Annotated in this window: 13 protein-coding genes; 2 read left to right on the top strand and 11 right to left on the bottom strand. The window is 61.3% G+C overall.

From position 1 onward, the window contains the following. Positions 1 to 10: 10 nt before the first annotated feature. From hldE to LIX93_RS11985, 7 genes are all read right to left on the bottom strand, one after another. Positions 11 to 1,432, bottom strand: coding sequence for a bifunctional D-glycero-beta-D-manno-heptose-7-phosphate kinase/D-glycero-beta-D-manno-heptose 1-phosphate adenylyltransferase HldE (gene hldE / locus LIX93_RS12015; protein WP_226504253.1), 1,422 nt, complete (start codon positions 1,430 to 1,432; stop codon positions 11 to 13). Between the two features lie 105 nt (positions 1,433 to 1,537). After that, positions 1,538 to 2,941, bottom strand: coding sequence for a PIG-L family deacetylase (locus LIX93_RS12010; protein ID WP_226504252.1), 1,404 nt, complete (start codon positions 2,939 to 2,941; stop codon positions 1,538 to 1,540). A gap of 3 nt (positions 2,942 to 2,944) precedes the next feature. Continuing rightward, positions 2,945 to 3,841 (bottom strand): GNAT family N-acetyltransferase, encoded by an 897-nt coding sequence (locus LIX93_RS12005; RefSeq protein ID WP_226504251.1) that lies wholly within the window; start codon positions 3,839 to 3,841, stop codon positions 2,945 to 2,947. Next, positions 3,835 to 5,649 (bottom strand): lipid A export permease/ATP-binding protein MsbA, encoded by a 1,815-nt coding sequence (gene msbA / locus LIX93_RS12000; protein ID WP_226504250.1) that lies wholly within the window; start codon positions 5,647 to 5,649, stop codon positions 3,835 to 3,837. The genes LIX93_RS12005 and msbA overlap by 7 nt, the downstream gene beginning before the upstream one ends. Positions 5,650 to 5,864: 215 nt before the next feature. Further along, positions 5,865 to 7,343: a hypothetical protein gene (locus LIX93_RS11995; protein WP_226504249.1), complete on the bottom strand. Its 1,479-nt coding sequence runs from the start codon at positions 7,341 to 7,343 to the stop codon at positions 5,865 to 5,867. A 5-nt stretch (positions 7,344 to 7,348) separates the two neighbouring features. Next, complete coding sequence (locus LIX93_RS11990) at positions 7,349 to 8,257, bottom strand: glycosyltransferase family A protein (RefSeq protein ID WP_226504248.1); 909 nt, start codon at positions 8,255 to 8,257, stop codon at positions 7,349 to 7,351. Then, positions 8,254 to 9,996: a carbamoyltransferase gene (locus tag LIX93_RS11985; protein ID WP_226504247.1), complete on the bottom strand. Its 1,743-nt coding sequence runs from the start codon at positions 9,994 to 9,996 to the stop codon at positions 8,254 to 8,256. The genes LIX93_RS11990 and LIX93_RS11985 overlap by 4 nt, the downstream gene beginning before the upstream one ends. Before the next feature lie 396 nt (positions 9,997 to 10,392). On the opposite strand from LIX93_RS11985, the gene LIX93_RS11980 reads away from it, so the two are divergent. Both LIX93_RS11980 and LIX93_RS11975 read left to right on the top strand, forming a co-directional pair. Further along, positions 10,393 to 11,229 carry a bacteriocin gene (locus LIX93_RS11980; RefSeq protein ID WP_226504246.1) on the top strand — a complete coding sequence of 279 codons (837 nt, stop codon included), beginning with the start codon at positions 10,393 to 10,395 and terminating at the stop codon, positions 11,227 to 11,229. A 743-nt stretch (positions 11,230 to 11,972) separates the two neighbouring features. Further along, the gene (locus LIX93_RS11975) at positions 11,973 to 14,021 is read left to right on the top strand and encodes a TonB-dependent receptor (RefSeq protein ID WP_226504461.1); all 2,049 of its coding nucleotides are present in this window, start codon (positions 11,973 to 11,975) and stop codon (positions 14,019 to 14,021) included. A 164-nt stretch (positions 14,022 to 14,185) separates the two neighbouring features. Here the strand turns inward: LIX93_RS11975 and LIX93_RS11970 are convergent, their stop codons facing one another. The 4 genes from LIX93_RS11970 to waaC form a co-directional block, all read right to left on the bottom strand. Continuing rightward, on the bottom strand, positions 14,186 to 15,622 hold the full coding sequence (locus tag LIX93_RS11970; protein ID WP_226504245.1) for a lipopolysaccharide kinase InaA family protein: 1,437 nt from the start codon (positions 15,620 to 15,622) through the stop codon (positions 14,186 to 14,188). A 63-nt stretch (positions 15,623 to 15,685) separates the two neighbouring features. After that, positions 15,686 to 16,492, bottom strand: a complete 807-nt coding sequence (gene rfaP, locus LIX93_RS11965) for a lipopolysaccharide core heptose(I) kinase RfaP (RefSeq protein WP_226504244.1) — start codon at positions 16,490 to 16,492, stop codon at positions 15,686 to 15,688. After that, positions 16,489 to 17,610 (bottom strand): glycosyltransferase family 4 protein, encoded by a 1,122-nt coding sequence (locus LIX93_RS11960; RefSeq protein WP_226504243.1) that lies wholly within the window; start codon positions 17,608 to 17,610, stop codon positions 16,489 to 16,491. The genes rfaP and LIX93_RS11960 overlap by 4 nt, the downstream gene beginning before the upstream one ends. After that, entirely contained in the window at positions 17,610 to 18,671 is a 1,062-nt protein-coding gene (gene waaC / locus LIX93_RS11955; protein WP_226504460.1) for a lipopolysaccharide heptosyltransferase I, read from the bottom strand. Before waaC ends, LIX93_RS11960 begins: the two co-directional genes overlap by 1 nt. Between the last annotated feature and the right edge of the window lies 1 nt (position 18,672).

Here is an 18,672-nt window from a genome sequence, read left to right as displayed (position 1 = left end):
ATTCCTGCGCTCACCGACTGCGAATTTTATCGACGATGGCGGTCGTGGAGCTGTTTTCCACCAGCCCGAGTACCTTCACGGTGCCGCCGTAGGCCGAGACGATGGAAGCGCCGACGACCTGCTCGACCGAATAGTCGCCGCCCTTGACCAGTACATCCGGACGCACATGAGTCAGGAGGTTCTCGGGGGTGTCTTCACTGAAGCTGATGACCCAATCCACCGCGCCGAGCCCGGCCAGTACCGCCATGCGCCGGTCGACGCTGTTGATCGGCCGGCCGGGGCCCTTGAGGCGCGAGACCGAGGCATCGTCGTTGACGGCCACGATCAGCCGATCGCCCTGGGCGCGCGCCTGCTCCAGATAGGTCACATGGCCGGCGTGCAGAATATCGAAACAGCCGTTGGTGAAGACAATGCGTTCGTTGTGCGCACGGGCGTCGTCGATGGCCAGCAACAACTGATCGAGGCTCAGCACGCCCCGCTCCGAACCTTCTTCACGCTGAATGGCACGGCGCAGTTCCGGGGCGCTGATGGCAGCGGTACCAAGCTTGCCGACCACGATGCCAGCGGCCAGGTTGGCCAGTGCCACGGCTTGCGGCAGCTCTTCACCTGCGGCGATGGAGGCGGCCAAGGTGGAAATCACCGTGTCGCCGGCACCGGTCACGTCGAACACTTCACGGGCGCGCGCCGGCAAGTGCAGCGCTGGATGATCGGGGCGCAGCAAGGTCATGCCGTGCTCGCCACGGGTAACCAGCAAGGCCCCGAGGTCGAGGTCCTGCATCAACTGGGCGCCTTTGGCCACCAGCTCGGCTTCATCGCGGCAGCCGCCGACGATGGCTTCGAATTCGCTGAGGTTGGGGGTGATCAGGCTGGCACCGCGATAAATGGTGAAGTCCTTGCCCTTGGGGTCGGCCAGTACCGGAATATTAAGTGCACGCGCTGCCTGGATCAGGCTTTGATGATTCTTCAACGCGCCTTTGCCGTAGTCCGACAGCACCAGCACCTTGACGCCTGCAAGCAACGTGTCGACGTCGGCGCCCAGCGCCAAGGCGTCGGTAGCGAAGGGTTCTTCGAAATCGATGCGCAGCAATTGCTGGTGCCGGCTCATGACCCGCAGCTTGACGATGGTCGGCTGCTGGGGGATGCGCTGGAACACGGCATGGACACCGGCCGCCTTGAGGCTATTGGTCAAGCTCTCGGCAGCCTCGTCGTCGCCGGTCACGCCGACCAGAGAGGCAGGGGCACCGAGCGCGGCGATATTGAGGGCGACGTTGGCCGCGCCGCCCGGACGATCCTCGATCTGCTCGACCTTGACCACCGGCACCGGTGCCTCAGGGGAGATGCGCGAGGTCCCGCCATGCCAGTAACGATCGAGCATCACATCGCCGACTACCAACACAGGGGCCTGGCCAAATCGCGGCATGGACAATTTCATGGGCAACCCACATACAAAATGAACAGGGCGGCGATATTAACACAGCCTCGCCGGCGCTTTTATGGGCAGTCGTGCCCGTTGACAAACTGCCCCGGCGCGGCGTGATCAGTCGTTCAAGTCACGCACCCAGAACAGCTCGTGACGGCGTACCGCCTTGCGGAAAAATTCGTCCTCGCCGGTGGCCGGCCAGCGGCGCCCTGCCAGCCAATACTGGATGCAACGGCGCAAGCGCTTTTTCAGCGCGGGCCGGCCTTGCAGGTCGTGCTGCATACCCAGCGCCATGGCCTTGTTCAGCTGCGTGGCCGTGGACAGCATCGGGCTCCACAGGCGGTCGGCAGGCAACGCCTCGATGGCCGGCGGCAGGGCCACGCCCGCGCCCGCACGGCCCATGGGCCAGCGGTCGTTATCGTGCAGGTGGTTGGCGTAGAACAGCGCCTGCCGGGGCTTCCAGCTGCTGATGGCGATGGCCGCAAACAGAGCCTGGGTGCTGGCAATATGGTCGGCGTGTGGGTCGAGCTGCGGATGCGGTGTGACCACCACCTCGGGGCGATAGTGCTCAAGCAGCGCCTTGAGGTCCGCCACCAGGTTGTGCCAGGTCGGTTGACCGTCGACGTCAGCGGGCAGCGTCAGTGGATTGTGCTGGCGCACGGTGCGGATATCGGACTGCTGCGACTCCCGCGAGCCGAAGGCCTGCGCAGGTTGGGCAGCCATCGGCTTGAGCTGCAGGCAGTAGTAACCCAACTGCACGCAACGGCTGGCGTCGACCCCACCCCACAGCGGCACCGCGAGGCTGTCCCAGCTGCGCAGTCGGCCCTTGAGCTCGGCGGCCTGGCTGAGGCTCAGCCCCAGACGCTGATACTCCTCGGCCTCGATCTCGCCCTGAGTCAGGGTGACGATACTGGCCTGCGCGCACCGGCTGTAGAGCCCGAATGCGGCCAGCTCGGCATCGTCGGCATGGGGGGCGACGATCATCACCCGGCGCTGGGCGAAATCCTCGTTTGCTTGCACGAACAACCGCGCCTCGGGCGCTACCCGGCACAGATACCCTCGTACCTTCAGATTGCCGGCGGACAGCGCATCGGCCTGGCCGGACAGATTCAGGTAGCGCCGCCCGCGCACACCGCGCTCGAACTCCTGGCGGTCGTCGCCCATCAGCACGGCGGGGTCGACCCAGCGCCCAAACCAGGTCGCACGCAGCCGTACTTCCAGCACCAGGGTGTCACCCGCTGCGGCAGGTCGGTCCAGGGTCAACAGCCCCTGAGCGTCGATGCGCGCGTCCTGTATCGAAGTGCCAAAGGCGAACTCGTACTGGTAATCGTCGTTGGAGCGATAAAACAGATGGTCGGCGAACCAGGCTTCATGGGCGACCCAGCCCAGCACCAGGAGCACCGGCACCCACCACCAGGCCACCAGCACGCCAATCAGGATGAGCACCAGCAGCGCCACCAGCAGGGCGATGCGCTTGTTGCGTCGATGGGCCTTGAGCAGCCGTTGCTTGCGTTCGCTCATGCATTACACCTGGTAGGCCGGCACGGTGTGGCACCAGCGCCCCTTGTATTCGCGGTCGGCGCGTCCGAAGGAGTAGCGCAACGGCTTGCCCAGTGCCCGTGCATGCTCCCAGGCCTGCTGGGTGTTGACGAAGCTGAGCACGCTGCCGGGGCTGAAATCACGACTTTGCGGATCGACGCCACCATTGATGTACTCCAGCGACACCCACTTGGGCGCCTCGACGCGGTAAAGAATCTGGATCGCCACCGGTGCGTCGTCGAGCCACACCACGGCGCCGGTCATGAACTCGCGCAACAACTCGAACACCTCGGCGAGCCGGGCCTTGCCCGGTGCCTCGAAGCCCCAGCGACGCTGGAACAGATCGGCATAGATAGCCGCCTGTTCGACGGCCGACAACTGCGTCATCGGGCTCAGCCGACCACCCGCCTCTTCCAGCAGACGCTGTTCGCGGCGCTGGTTGTAACGAAACTTCTTGGAATAATCTTCAGGGGCGCGGGCCAAGGCCAGGCCCTGAGGCAACGGCTTGAGCGAGCGCACCTTGCCGACATTGAGTTCGGACACATAGCGCATGCGCTGGCGCACCTCTACCTGAGCATCATCGGCCACCGGCAGGATGACCTCGGCGTTGCCCAGATCGAACAGTCCGCGCTTGCCGGCGCGCTTGAGCACGTCCTTGGACAGCGCCAGGTGCTGGCCCCAGCAAGGCACCGCAGCGAGCAACTCGCCGTCGCGCTCCCAACCCAAGTAGCGCACCGGGATAGCAGCCAGCCCGGCAAGCCGTTCGACCACTTGCGGGTGGGTGGCGACGCTGCCGCCGAAGCGCTCCCAGGCCTGCGCATAGGCATTGCTGTCGATGACGGTCCAGCCACGCTCACGCCAGGCGCGCAACGCCCTCAGCATACTTCGACCGAATGAGGCACGGCGTCGTCATCCTTGAACTGGCGGGCATGCAGACGCGCGTAGTAACCGTTCATTTCCAGCAACTGCGCGTGGGTGCCGCGCTCGACGATACGGCCTTGATCCATGACAAGGATCAGGTCGGCTTTCTCGATCGTGCTCAAACGGTGGGCGATCACCAAGGTGGTGCGGTTGTTCATGACGCTGTCGAGGGCATCCTGAATGTGCCGTTCGGACTCGGTATCGAGCGCCGACGTGGCCTCGTCCAGGATCAGCACCGGCGCGTTCTTGAGCAATGCCCGGGCGATCGCCAGACGCTGACGTTGGCCGCCGGACAGCAGCACGCCGTTCTCGCCCACCAAGGTGTGGTAGCCGTTGGGCATTTTGACGATGAACTCGTCCGCATAGGCTTGCTGCGCCGCCGCCTGGATATCTTCCAGTGGCGCGCCGGCCAGGTCGCCGTAAGCAATGTTGTTGGCCACGGTGTCGTTGAACAGAGTCACCTGCTGGTTGACCAAGGCGATGTGCTGGCGCAGGTTGCGCAGGGTAAAGTCCTGGATCGGCGTATCGTCGAGCAGGATCTGGCCATGGGAATGCTGATAGAAGCGCGGCACCAAGGCAGCCAAGGTCGACTTGCCGCTGCCGGAACGCCCGACCAGCGCCACCATCTGCCCGGCTTCGACGACAAAACTGATGTCATCGAGCACGGGTTGCTCGGTCCCCGGATAGGTGAAGCTCAGGTGCTGCACTTCGAGGCGGCCGCTGACTTTGGCGATGTTGACCGTGCCTTCGTCCACTTCGTTATCTTCGTCCAGCTGCTCGAAAATGCTCTCGGCACCCGCCACACCTTTCTGGATGGTCGAGCTGACTTCCGACAACTGGCGGATCGGCTTGGGCAGCAGGCCCGCCATGGTGATATACGCCACTAGTTCACCGGCCGACGAATCGCCGCGCAGATACAAGACCAGAAACATCACGATGGCCATGCCGGTGTAGGTCACCAGTTGCAGCATCGGCGTATATACGGAGCCGGTACGGTTCATCTTCAGTTGGCGATCGGTATTGCTCTGGCTGGCGACGCGAAAGCGGTTTTCTTCGTACTCTTCACCGCCAAAGCTGCGCACCACGCGAAAGCCTTGCACGGTCTCGGAGGCGACGTGGGTGACATCCCCCATGGCCGACTGAATACGCTTGCTCTGCTTGCGGAATTTCTTGCTGCTACTGCTGACCATGAGCGCGATCAACGGCAGGATCGCCAGCATCACCAGGGTCAGCTTCCAGTTCATCCATACCAACGAAATGAACAGGAACACGACGGTCAGGCCTTCGCGAAACACCACCTTGATGGCATCGGTGGCAGCACCGGTCACCATGGTGACGTTGAAGGTGATACGCGAAATGATATGACCCGAATTGTGGTTATCGTAGTAACGACTGGGCAGGGCAAGGAGCTTGTTGAACAGTGCCACGCGCAGGTCGTGGATCAGCCCCAGGGAAACCTTGGCCAGCAAATAGTTGCCGATGAACGATCCGATGCCCTGCCACACGGCGATGATCACGATCATCAGCGGCACGGCTTGCAGCAATTGCAGATGGCCCAGATAGGGGTTGTTTGGAAACAGGCTGGCCTCGGGATTTGAAAGCCCGTCGACGAAGTACTTGAGGATATAGGCCAGGATCGGTTGCGCGGAAGCGAAGATCAGGAACCCCACGATACTCATCACGAACATGCCCGCATAAGGGCGCACGTAGCCGAGGAGGCGCAGGTAGATCTTCAGCGTGGACTGGGCGCGAGGGTCAGGACTGCTCATGAGTATCCGTTGGCGAAAAAAAACGAATCCTATCACAACCCTGCAAACACTGAATGCAGGGCGCCGGCCTAGATCAGGAGGGTATCAGTGCGTGGGCAGGCTACTGGAACTGCGGTGCTGCGACCGGCCCTTTCGCGGGCAAGCCTTGCTCCCACAACTGTATGCCTGTGGGAGCAAGGCTTGCCCGCGAAGGGGCCAGCACAGCTAATACACAATCAATGCCCGACCACCGTGACCGTCTTGCCCTTGCGCTGAGCGAATTGCGCCAGCACCCGCAATTGATGCTCTGCCATCCAGGCCTGCAGCCAAGGCTCGCCTGGGTCAGCCTCGAAGATGAAATATCCATACTGCTGCGCGTTGCCAGGGGCCGTGGCGATTTCACGAGGGATGGTTGGCTGTGGATAACCGCGCCCAGCGTAGTAGGAAATGCGGCCATCTTCGTAGAAAACCGGGGCCTTCGCGTCGATATTAGCGGCAACCCACTGCCCAGCGGCAACGAAATTGGTTTTCTTCGTGCCCAGCGAAACCACATTGGCCAGCATCATCAACAGCCCCAGCACCAACACGACTCTGGCCAACCGCGGCCAGGCCTGGGCAAATTGACTCAGCGCGATCGCCAGCAGCGGCAGCACCATCACATCAAGGAAGCTCAGGTACCGCCCGATCATGAACTGCGCATTGATGAAAAACAGCATCATCACGACGAAATAGGCTGCCGCCACCCAGGCAAATGGCCGGAATGCCTGCCAGTAGAGCTGCCAGCTGCGCCATGCGCGCGGCCAAAGAAACGGCAATGCGAAGGGACCCATCAGATTGACGAACTTGATCAGCAACGAGCCTAGCAATCCGATGAAGATGATGCGCCCGGCCTCATCGACCGAATATTTGTTGACCAGCGAACTGCCAAACTGATCCGCCAGCTTGTTGAAGCTGGCAAACACCGACCGCGGCTCGATCAAGGCCAGCATGTAGGCGACGCGGCTGGAGTGCCAATCGATACGCGGTATCACCAGCAGCAGCGCGGGGATCAGCAACACCAGCGGCAGCCAGAAAAACTCCAGGAAGGTGCGTCTGCGCCCTTTGATGAACAGGTTCGGCAACTGCCATGCACCCAAGGCGACCAGCACGGTCAGGGCCTCGAGCCGGAACAGCGCCGCCGCCGCCACGGCCGCGTAGATCGCCGCGGCGCGCAGCCAGCCACCACGGGTTTCCCAGCGCAGCGCCAGCCAAAGGGCCAGGGTGCAGAAAAACCAGAAGCCCTCTTCGCGAATGATATCCCAGCGAAACTGGTTGATCGCCGGCATGGCCAGCACCACCAGACAGCCCCACCAGGTTGCTTCAGGAACTCGTTGGCGAATGCAGTCGACCAGCAGGGTGCAGGTGCCCGCCATGAACAGCGCGCAGTAAAGATGAGCGCAGGTCTCGAGCGGTAGATGGGTCAGCGCGTGGGTGCCGGCGATCAGCATGGCGAACCACGGCCAATCGAACATCTTCAGCGCGACCCGCGGCCCCTGGATGTTCACCTGATTGGCGATGTCCATGTAGAACGCGGCGTCGCGAGCAAGGATATCGGTACCTGCGATAGCGATCAGCGACAGCAGCAAGCTGGCAATGAACGTCAACCAAAGGGGCGAAAGGCTTTTCAACACTGTGACGAACGAGTTGTGACTCGCCACCGAAACCACTGACCGCATGCAGACTAATCCTTGAAGAACAAGCGAATGGCTTTACGAACGTACACCCAGCGCAATGCCTGCTTCGCACTCAGGTACAAGGCGCGGCGATAGAAGCGCCGTGCGGTCGAACGATCATCGTCCCGTACAGCGGCGCGGAACAGCGACAGATAGCGCTGCGCCTCATAGCGGGTACGCAACGATTGGCATTCAGGCGGCAGCCCGGTAAATACTTCCTGCACCATCGCCAAGGCCAACGCCTCTTCGTCCCGGCGATCGTTGCGCAGGCTGTCGGGGTGCTTGTGAATACGCGCTATCACCTGGTCGGTGACCATGATCTGTTCGGCCGTGACCAGCAGATAGGCAAAAACCGGGATATCTTCGCCCGTACGCAGTTGTTCCGGATAAGGCCGCTGCAACAGCAGATCGCGGCAAATCAGGATGCTGCTGGGGGCGAAGGAGATGCGTTTTTCGAGCAGATAGCGGCAGGTAATGGCCCTGGGCGCCATGGCCGGCACTGGCACCGGCAGGCGCGTACGCTCGCGCCCGTCTGGGTAAACCGATATATGTGCGCCGACAATCACCTGCGCGTGGGGCGTGGCTTGCACCATCGCACGCAGCACGGCGATCGCACCATTGATCAGCTCGTCATCGGAGTCCACCGGCAGGACGAACCGCCCCTGCGCCAGGCTGACGCCATGGTTGCGCGCCGCAGCCGGCCCGGCGTTGTCCTGATAGACATAACGCACCGAGGCGAAGCGCGACACATAACCCTGTGCGATCTGCGCGGTGTTGTCTGTGGAACCATCGTCGACAATGATCAGTTCAAGGTCATCCGCCCATTGGCCGAGGATAGAGTCCAGGGCGCGATGTAGATAACGCGCGTAGTTGTAGGTCGGTACAACCACGCTGATCAATGTAGGCGATGTTGTCATGCAGTTACTGTGTCCTTGATGACCAGAATATCTTCCATGATCAAGTACTGCAGGTCAGACCCGAAGAACATGTTCAACGCATCGGTAGGCGAGCAGATCATCGGCTCGCCACGACGGTTCAACGAGGTATTCAGCGATACGCCGTTGCCGGTCAGCACCTCCAGGGCCTTCATCATGTCGTAATAGCGCGGGTTGTATTCACGCTTGAGCACCTGAGCACGAGACGTGCCGTCTTCGTGCACGACTTCCGGCACGCGGGCCTTCCACTCCTCGGACACCTCGAAGGTGAAGGTCATGAACGGCGCCGGGTGATCGATCTTGATCATCTGCGGCGCGACGGTGTCGAGCATGGACGGGCAGAAAGGCCTCCAGCGCTCGCGGAACTTGATCTGGTGATTGATGCGGTCAGCCACGCCTGCAATGCTCGGACAGCCGATGATGGAACGACCGCCCAGGGCCCGCGGGCCGAATTCCATGCGCCCCTGGAACCAGGCGACCGGATTGCCCTCGACCATGATCTTGGCGATACGCTCGGGGGTGTCGGTGATTTGCGTCCAGTTCGGCTTGCTCGGATGCCGCGCACAGGCCGCGATCACATCTTCGTTGCTGTAGGACGGGCCGAGGTACACGTGCTCCATCTTCTCCACCGGCACACCGCGTGCGTGGGAGACATAGGCCGCAGCGCCCACCGCAGTACCGGCGTCGCCCGAAGCAGGTTGCACGAACAGCTCCTTGACGTCGTCGCGGGCGATGATTTTCTGGTTGAGCTTGACGTTCAACGCGCAACCACCTGCGAAAGCCAGCTTGCCGGTCTCCTTGAGGATGTCGCCCAGGTAGTGGTCGATCATCTGCAGGGCCAGCTTCTCGAACAGCGCTTGCATGCTCGCGGCGTAATGGATGTAGGGCTCGTCGGCGATATCGCCTTCACGCTTGGGGCCCAGCCATTCGATAAGCTTGGGCGAAAAGTAGAAGCCCTTGCCCTTCTCTTTATAGCGGCGCAGGCCGATGACGTTGGCGTAGTCGGTGTTGATCACCAGTTCGCCATTCTCGAAACTGGCCAGACGCGAGAAATCGTACTTGCTGGCATCGCCGTACGGCGCCATGCCCATGACTTTGAATTCGCCGTCGAGCATCTCGAAACCGAGGAACTCGGTGATCGCGCCATAGAGGCCGCCGAGGGAGTCCGGGTCGAAGAATTCCTTGATCTTGTGGATCTTGCCGTTTTCGCCATAGCCGAAGAACGTGGTGGCGTACTCGCCCTTGCCGTCGATGCCGAGGATCGCGGTCTTTTCCTGGAAACCCGAGCAGTGGTAGGCACTGGAGGCGTGAGCCAGGTGATGCTCGACGGGTTCGATCTTGATTTTCTTCGGATCGAAGCCCAGCTGTTCAAGGCACCAGACGATCTTGTTGCGATAGCGCTTGTAGCGACGGTTGCCCATGAGGATAGCGTCAAGGGCACGATCCGGCGCATACCAGTAGCGCTTGGCGTAATGCCAGCGGGCTTCGCCGAACAGGCTGATCGGCGCGAAAGGAATGGCCACGACATCGACGTCGGACGGTTTGATGCCGGCCTGCTCCAGGCAGAACTTGGCGGACTCGTAAGGCATGCGGTTCTTTGCATGCTTGTCACGCACGAAGCGCTCTTCTTCGGCGGCCGCGATCAACTTGCCGTCGATGTACAGCGCAGCGGATGGATCATGGCTTAGGGCGCCGGACAGGCCAAGAATCGTCAATGCCAAGGGTCGAGCCTCTATTAATCTGAAATGATGCACCGCAGCCAATCTGGGCTGCTGGCGGCTAAAGGGGCCGATTATACCCCAAACAACACCACCTGTAGCCGCTCGAAAACCCTTGTACCTGGTCGCGCTCGACACCCTAGCACAGCGTCATATCGGATTCGCCAGCGGGCTGACGGTTCACTGTGCGCAGAGAAATTTTTACCCAGCAACCGGAGCCGCGCATTGACGCAAAAAAGCAGGGGAGAGGCAATCGGATTAGTCCGGGAAAATGCTTCGGGAGGTTTCTGCGGGGCTCACAGCATCGGGTATTGCGCATCGCCATCAGGGAAAGGCTTCCCGATTGAGGAACTGACAGCCAAGGCAGAGGATGAACTCTCATCAAAACAAGGAACGACCATGGCTGATCCAACTGTACGTTTCACCAATAACGGCGACTGGATACTCCCCAACAATCAAAAATTTCAAGCTGGCGACTTCCTCTTGTCACAAGATGGAAGATTCAAGCTGACCATGAATGAGGACAGCCAACTCGTGCTACTCGATAATGGCGCTCACATCTGGACCGCAGATAAACAGCAGCCTTTCAGCCTCGCATTGAAGCGACCTAACGAGAAAGGACCAGCGTTTTTCTATATTTCAAACTCTGGTTTCTTATATGACCCGCGCAGAGAGTCCATGTGGGTTGCCGAGGCCAGCCACTCCAAAGACAAAAGCCGTTGGTCCAATACCCATATGGCATTGCAGCCTGACGGCAATCTGGTCATTCAGGACATGCGCAGAGTTTGGCCCAAGACCAACTACCCGTTCCAGCCAAGCTTGTTGGCACCCATACCCATTCCTGAAGCAGAATTACTGAGCGTCGGCCATCAATACTCCACCGGAGACCACTATCTTATCCTGCAAGCAGACGGCAATCTGGCGATCTACACAGCTGCCAATGAACTGACATGGCAAAGCGGCACGGTTGTCGAAGGCGGTACGAAAGCCAGCTTCCAAAGCGATGGCAGATTCGTCATCGCCAACCATGCCGATGTCGTGCTGTGGCAGACGGATACAGCAGGCAAGGTTGACGCCTGGCCTTATATTCAGCCCGATGGGCAACTGATGCTGATGAATGTATTCCCTGTCTGGGCGCGATTTGGATTTACACCTGAGCGTAAGCCCAGAAAAAAATTCTATCCAACTCTGGGAGAATTCGGAAAGGGCTACCCTTTTACCATTTTTGAATGGTAATTCCCCGAATCAAAATAGCGTGACTGGATCATGGTGAGCCATGCCTCACCATGATTACGACAGGCGAGTGACTATTCACCTTTATAAGGACATCCGTAACCCAGCGGGTTCATATCACACGCATGACGCTGGGAGTCCGTTCTCATATCCCAGTGGCCGGACCACAGCTTTTCTGTATATTCATTTGTGCAACCACTTAAAAATAGAAGCCCCAACACCATCATTGCAATGCTTTTCATACACACTCCGAACATCAATTTAGCCAAACATTAACAACCGTGCATTTTGCATCCTTACCTCTTTCCATAAGGGCACCCGTACAACAACGGATTGATATCGCATTCATACCCAGAAGCGCCCTGATTAGCCCCGGTCGACCACGCAGAGCAACCCGAGAGCATCCAAACACCGATAATCAACACTGAAAGTTTCACTACCACCCTCACAATCCAAGTTCCACATGGTGACTTCCCTTTGAGCGATAGCGGAAGCCGTCGCGCTGAACGTTACCGAAACCGCTCAAAGCTTCGCAGTCGGCAGATTCCGAATAGCGCGTAGGAAATGTCCGAAATCGTAGTGAGTGCCCCCCCCTCAAACCCAAGCATCATTATCCGCGCCGATGCCTGCAACACCCGCTAAAATACCCACCACGCTCGACTCCCACTCCGGTACTGCGCCCCATGAAAACCCTGCTGCCTGCCCTTCAGGCCTCTCGCCTCCTGCGCTGCCTGATCCTCGGCGGCATGGCCTGCCCGACGCTGAGCCACGCCGATACGCCAGAGATCGTCCTCGATTCCACCGTAGTAACCGGGTCGCGCAGCGCCAGCAGCAGTTTCGACCTGCCGTATTCGGTCGACAGTGTCAGCCGCGAGCAGATCAACGACGGGCAGTTGCGCATCAACGCCTCGGAAGTGCTCAGCCGGGTGCCGGGGCTGGTGGTGCAAAATCGTCAGAATTACGCGCAGGATCTGCAGATCTCGTCGCGCGGCTTCGGTGCGCGCTCGGCTTTTGGGGTGCGTGGCCTGAAGCTGATCGCCGATGGCATCCCCGCCAGCACCCCGGATGGCCAGGGTCAGGCGGCGACTTTCAACCTCGATACCGCTGACCGCATCGAAGTGCTGCGCGGCCCGGCAGCGACGCAGTACGGCAGCAATGCCGGCGGGGTGATCCAGATGTTTTCCAGGGATGGCGAAGGCGCGCCGCGAATTGGTGCCGAAACGCTGGTGGGCAGCGATGGCCTGAGCAAGAACCACCTGACCGCCGAGGGCGCAGCGGATGGCGTCGGCTTCGTGCTGGACGCTTCGCGCATGGACACCGATGGCTACCGCGACCACAGTGCCGCACGCCGCGACCAGACCTTCGCCAAGGTCAACTTCAAGCCCGACGACGACAGCAAGATGGCGCTGATCTACAGCAGCCTGGAGCAGAACGGCACCCAGGACCCGCTAGGGCAGACCTGGGCCGCGTACAAGGCCGATCCGCGCTCGGTGACGGCTGGCGCGCTGACCTACAACACGCGCAAGAGCATCGACCACCAGCAGCTGGGCATGAACTACGAGCGTTATTTCGGCGATGCGACGCTGCAGGTCAACGCCTACACCGGCACCCGCAGCGTGCTGCAATATCTGTCGATCCCGCAAAAAACGCCGGCCAACATCCGCGGCGGCGGCGTGGTCGATTTCGACCGCAAGTTCTACGGCGGCAGCGTGCACTGGCTGCAACCCATCAGCAAGGCGCCCGGCGACCTGACCATCATCGCCGGCCTGGATTACGACCGCAGCCAGGACGACCGCACCGGCTACCAGAACTACACCGCCACCGAGCTGGGTGTCAAAGGCGCCCTGGCCCGCGACGAAGTCGACACCGCCACCAGCCTGGATCCCTTCGTGCAAACCAACTGGGCCCTGGGCGACTGGACCTTCCAGGCTGGCGTGCGCCACAGCACCATGAAGATGGACGTCAGCGATCATTATTTGAGCAACGGCGACGCCAGCGGCAGCAAGGACTACCAGCAGAACAGCCCCTCGGTCAGCGCCATGTACGCTTTCACCGAGAAACTGCACGGGTATATCAGCGCCGGCAAAGGCTTCGAGACCCCAACGCAAGCGGAGATGGCCTACGCGCCGGGCGCCACCGAAGGCTTCAACTTCGGCCTCAAGCCTTCCACCAGCAAGCAATATGAAATCGGCCTGAAGGCCAAGGTATTGAACGATACCCGTATCAATCTGGCGGTCTTCCAGATCACCACTGACGACGAGCTGGTGGTGGCTGGTTCGAACAACGGCCGCACCAGCTACCAGAACGCCGGTCGCACCCTGCGCCGCGGCCTGGAACTGGGCATCGACAGCCAGCTCGGCGAGCAGTGGAGCACGCAGATTGCCTACACTCATTTGGTGGCGCAATACGACAGCGACTTCACCAGTGGCGCAACCCTCATCGACAAGGGCAACAACCTGCCTGGCGTACCGAAAGATACCCTGTTCGGCGAACTCGACTGGAAGCCCCGCGACTGGATCAGCACTGCGCTAGAGGGGATGTACCGCAGCAAGGTCTATGTCGAGGACACCAACGATCAAAAGCCTGCACCGGCCTATGCGGTGTTCAACTGGCGCGCGCGCTTCGAGCAGAAGGTCGAGCACTGGACTTTTCACCAGACGCTGCGGCTGGATAATTTGCTGGATCGGCAATATGTGGGTTCGGTGATCGTGGGTGACAGCAACAACCGTTATTACGAAGCCGCCCCCGGCCGCTCGTGGTATGCGGGGGCTGGGGTGCAGTATCAGTTTGAATAATCGGTCCAGATTTGCGAGGCGCTAAAGAGGTCTGCATTCTTGCTGATTAGCGGGCCCTAAGTGCTGCGGATAAAGTGTTTCAGTGTAAGCCCTCGGGGCAACCCTCGACGTTTCCTGCGTTATCTGCGGGGGCAAGCCCCCCTTGCTACAGGTGGAGGGTGGTGTCACATCCGCGGTAACTGCTCGTCGAGCACGCAATGCAGTGCCGATCCTTGTGGCCAATTACGCAAAAACCGCGCCCGATCCCGCTCGAACGCCGGGGCGAAACTCCCCGCACTGCCGTGCTGACAAACCGCATCGAGATCGATCAACGCCCAGCGCCCATCCTGCCAGAACAGGTTGTAGCCCTTCATGTCACCATGGCTGATGCGCTGGCGAATCAAATCACTGAACAACTGCTGCAACCCCGACAGCTCGGCCTCGGGAATCTCGCCGCTGTCGCGGTATGGCTCGAGATGGCGGATGGCATCGGTCCCGGCACAGTATTCGGTCACCAGATAGGCGCGCCGGCGCAACCACAGGAATCGATGCTCCAGCACGGCCAGTGGCGTAGGGGTAGCAATCCCGAGGAACGCCAGGCGATTGCCCTCGACCCACGAATGCCAGGCCCGGCTCGGACGCCAGAAACGCTTGAACCAGTGCCCCACACCCTTGATGTTGTAACGCTTGATCACCAGCAGCCGCCCACCGACGTCCACCTTGCCCACGGTGGCCGCGCCGCCGGTCTTGTACAGCAGGCCCTGATCGAGCAAGGCATCGGCCTGCTCCAGCACCGGCTGCATCGCCGCCACCTCGCGGCGTCGAACAGCCTGCAATGCGAAAGCACCTCGATGCACAGAGAAGAGACTGCATTCACGGCCGACCTTGGCAATGAAGTCGCGCAGGCGCCACTGGCGGACCTTGTCGATCTGCTTGAGCAGCGCCTCCAGCGGCAAGCCGTGCTCGCCGTTGGCCAGCAGATAGTGCACCAGCAATTCTTCGATAAAAGGTTCCAGCGTCTTGGGCAGCTGGGCGAACAACACCCCCAGATTTTCCAGCACTTTGGGGCGCGACAACGGCTGCCCGGCCTGCTCGACTTGAATGCCGGCGCCGTCGATCAAATACAGCTGCCCGTTGGCGCGCAGCAGGTTGTCGAGGTGCAGGTCCTCCTGCCACAGGCCCTTGGCATGCATCTGCGCCACCGCGGTCAATGCCTCGGCCAGCACCGCTTGTTGCTCATCGGCCAGCATCGGCAGCGCTTCGACCTCGGCCCAGGCCTGCGCCAGGCTCTGCGCCTGCGGTAAAAACTCGAACAGCAACCAGCCGCCCTCGCCTTCCTGCAAGCCCTCGGCAAGCAGCGTCGGGGTCGGCAGGCCTTGGGCGGCCAGCACCTTGACGCCAGCGACCTCGCGCTGGAAATGCCGCGCCGCGCGGCTACCCACCAGCAATTTGGCCAGCACCGGGCGCCCGCGCCACACGGCGGCGCCTACGTAACGTTGCCCTGGCAGCACACGCAGCAGGCTGAGCAATTGCAAGGTCCCGGCGCCTGCGGCATCGGCCAGCTGGATATCGATCGGCAGCGCTGGCGTACGGCCCAGCGATTTGAGTTCAGACAAACGCATCAGCATGCCTCCCGGCAAGGACTGTGGGCATCAGGCGCCCATGAAGCGGGGACATCGACACGGTCAAAGGGCATCACCATAACGCTGCTTTCGATCGAGCAGCTTGTTCGCCTTGCCGTCCAGCCAGCCCAGCAACGACGCCTCGTCGCGCAGGATCTGGCGCAGTGGCTGCTGGAAATAGCCTTGCAGAAAACGCAGCTTGTCGCGCTGCGTCAGGCCGATGCCCAATGCCGAAAAATACAGCGCGGCCAAGTCCTTGTCGCGCCAGCGGCGGCTGATGCGCGAGCGGGTCTGGGCACGGTGCAGGTCGATCACCGAAAGCTTGAAATGCTCAGGGGTGACTTCGGTGTCGGTGTGCAGCAAAAAATGACAGATATAGCAGTCGCGATGATTGACCCCGGCGCGGTGCATCATGCCGGTCATGCGCGCCACCTCGGCGATCAGTGCATGTTTGAGGGCCGGGGCTGGCGGGTTTTTCTCCCAGTCGAGGCTGTAGTCCTCAAGACTGACGGTCGGCGCCAGCTCTTCGGTGACGATGAACGAATGCTGATCGGCCGGATTGCTGCCGCGCTCGCCGTAGGCCACGGCGGTCATGGTCGGCACCCCGACCTCTTGCAGGCGCTGGATGGCCTGCCACTCCTGGCCGGCGCCCAACACGGGCAGTTTGGCGGTCAGCAGATTCTTGAAGATCTCGCCCCAGCCGATGCCGCGATGGATCTTGACGAAATAGCCGCGCCCTGCCACCTCGGTGCGCAAGGTGCGTCGCGCCTCGAGTTCGCGGTAGACCACCCCCTGTAAGCCCTCGACTTCAACAAAGGGATCGCGCCCGGCCCACAGGCGCTGGAACGGCTCGGCCAGTTTCAGCTTCATGGGCGCTCCGCCAGAATCACATCGGCCGCGTGCTGCGGCATGCTGTAGAGGTCGGCCGTGTCGGCGAACGCCAGGCCATTGCGCGACCAGGTCGCACGCGCCTCGTCGTCACTGAGCATGGTCTCGAGATAACGATTGAGCTGCACCTGCTCGAACGGCTCGTCGAGCACCAGGCCACTGTCGGCCTCGGCAATGTAATGGGCATAGCCGCACACGGCGGACACCAGCACCGGCAAACCAGCCACTTGGGCTTCGAGCAGCACCGTGCCGGTGTTCTCGTTATAGGCCGGATGAATCAACAGGTCGGCCCCCAGCAGGAAACGCGGAATATCACTGCGGCCCTTGAGGAACTGCACCCGATCACCAAGGCCCAGCGCTACGCTTTGCAGTTGGAACACCTTGGGGTCATCCTGGCCGATGACCAACATGCGTACGCGCTTGCGCAGCGCCGACGGCAACCCCGCCAACGCCTTGAGGCTGCGATCGACACCCTTGGTCTTGAACCCCGAACCGATCTGCACGATCAGCAGTTCATCGTCTTCGAGCATGAACTCGCCACGAAACTCGGCGCGAATCTCGGCCGCATTGGCCGGCGCGCGGCGATCCAGCGCAATGCCTGGCGGCAGCAGATGGAAGCGCTGCAACGGCGTGTGGTAATGCTTGATAAACAGCGGCTGCTGCACCTCGGAAATCATCAACACGTCGGTTTTCGCTTCGGGGGCAAACACCGCCCGCTCGTATTCGGCAAAGTGGCGATACCGACCCCAACGGCGATAGAGGCCATTGCGCAGGGTCTGCGCCTTGTCCTCGAAGCAGCCGTCGGCGGCGTAGTAAACGTCGAGGCCGGGCATCTTGTTGAAGCCGATCACTCGATCGACCGGGCGCTTGGCCAGGTCGGCCTGCATCCACGCCAGCAGCTTTTCGTTGCGCCGATGATTGAAGAGGGCCTTGACCGGCGCAACCAGCACTTCGAAACCGGGGGGCACGTCGCCCTCCCAGATCAAGGTGTACACGCGAATCTGATGCCCACGCTGCTGGCATTCCAGGGCGATGCGCATGAAATCACGCTGCAAGCCGCCAAATGGAAAGTATTTGTAGAGCACGAATGCCAGTTGCATCAACGAAGATCCTCAGCCAGTAACAACGCGCTCAGTCGGCCTGCCACACGCTCGGGATTGACGCGCGTGAAGCATAAAGGCCACTCGCGCTTGATATTGAATTTCACCAGGTCGTCTGGCGTCGGTTGATACGTGCATTTTTTCTGCAGGCAGGGCGCGCAGGCGAAGTCGCTCGCCAAGTGCACCTGGCCCTTGCCGTAGGCACCGGTCAACCCCGGATTGGTAGGGCCGAACAACGACAGCGTGGGCACATCCAGCGCCGCCGCCAAGTGCCCGAGACCGGTATCGACCGCCACGCAGGCCTTGGCCGAGGCCAGCACCTTGGCCACCCCCGCCAGGTTCAATTTGGGCAGTACATGGACGTTATTCAAGCCCGTGGCGATGCGATAGGCGCGCGCCTGCTCGGCCTGGTTGCCCCACGGCAGGCGCACATCGATACCCGCCAGGCCCAGGCGTTCGGCCAGTTCGCGCCAGTAGGCCTCGGGCCAGAACTTGGTGTCCCAGGTGGTGCCATGCAGGAACATCACGAACGGCCGCAGTGCAGGCCCGGTGAACAATTGCGAATGATCGAGACCGTAGTCGCCAAGGCTGGCGGGCAGGTCGTAGCCCAGCGCCAGAGCGAACAACTGGCGCAAACGCTCGACCGCGTGCTGATTGCGGCTTACCGCCAGGCGCCGATCATAGAAGCGGCTGGCTATTGGTTCGCGTACCGATTTTGGGTCAAGGCCGGCCACTGGGGCCTTCACGTAGCGCGTCAGCCAGGCGCTTTTGAGCAGGCCCTGGGCGTCGATCACCAGATCGTAATGGCGCTCGCGAACACGCTGCTTGAACAGCTTCCACTCGCCGGACTTGTGGGTCTGCCACAGGTTCTTGCGCCAGCGGCGGATGGCCACCGGGATGACTTTATCCACCGCAGGGTGCCAGCTCGGCAACTCGACGAAGCCTTCTTCCACCACCCAGTCGAAGCGAATGCCGGGGATGGCCCGTGCGGCATCGGTCAGGGCCGGCAGGGTATGAATGACATCGCCCAGCGATGACGTCTTGATCAGCAGTACCCGCACT

Origin of the sequence: Pseudomonas sp. MWU16-30317, assembly GCF_020515695.1 — a bacterium.
GTDB lineage: Bacteria > Pseudomonadota > Gammaproteobacteria > Pseudomonadales > Pseudomonadaceae > Aquipseudomonas.
Note: the sequence above shows the minus strand (reverse complement) of the source record. Positions and strands in the feature narration are given on the sequence as shown.

Excerpts from the sequence above, each read along its gene's own strand:
- hldE (WP_226504253.1), bottom strand. The coding sequence starts at position 1,432 with ATGAAATTGTCCATGCCGCGATTTGGCCAGGCCCCTGTGTTGGTAGTC.
- LIX93_RS12010 (WP_226504252.1), bottom strand. The coding sequence starts at position 2,941 with ATGAGCGAACGCAAGCAACGGCTGCTCAAGGCCCATCGACGCAACAAG.
- LIX93_RS12005 (WP_226504251.1), bottom strand. The coding sequence starts at position 3,841 with ATGCTGAGGGCGTTGCGCGCCTGGCGTGAGCGTGGCTGGACCGTCATC.
- msbA (WP_226504250.1), bottom strand. The coding sequence starts at position 5,649 with ATGAGCAGTCCTGACCCTCGCGCCCAGTCCACGCTGAAGATCTACCTG.
- LIX93_RS11995 (WP_226504249.1), bottom strand. The coding sequence starts at position 7,343 with ATGCGGTCAGTGGTTTCGGTGGCGAGTCACAACTCGTTCGTCACAGTG.
- LIX93_RS11990 (WP_226504248.1), bottom strand. The coding sequence starts at position 8,257 with ATGACAACATCGCCTACATTGATCAGCGTGGTTGTACCGACCTACAAC.
- LIX93_RS11980 (WP_226504246.1), top strand. The coding sequence starts at position 10,393 with ATGGCTGATCCAACTGTACGTTTCACCAATAACGGCGACTGGATACTC.
- LIX93_RS11975 (WP_226504461.1), top strand. The coding sequence starts at position 11,973 with ATGGCCTGCCCGACGCTGAGCCACGCCGATACGCCAGAGATCGTCCTC.
- LIX93_RS11970 (WP_226504245.1), bottom strand. The coding sequence starts at position 15,622 with ATGCGTTTGTCTGAACTCAAATCGCTGGGCCGTACGCCAGCGCTGCCG.
- rfaP (WP_226504244.1), bottom strand. The coding sequence starts at position 16,492 with ATGAAGCTGAAACTGGCCGAGCCGTTCCAGCGCCTGTGGGCCGGGCGC.
- LIX93_RS11960 (WP_226504243.1), bottom strand. The coding sequence starts at position 17,610 with ATGCAACTGGCATTCGTGCTCTACAAATACTTTCCATTTGGCGGCTTG.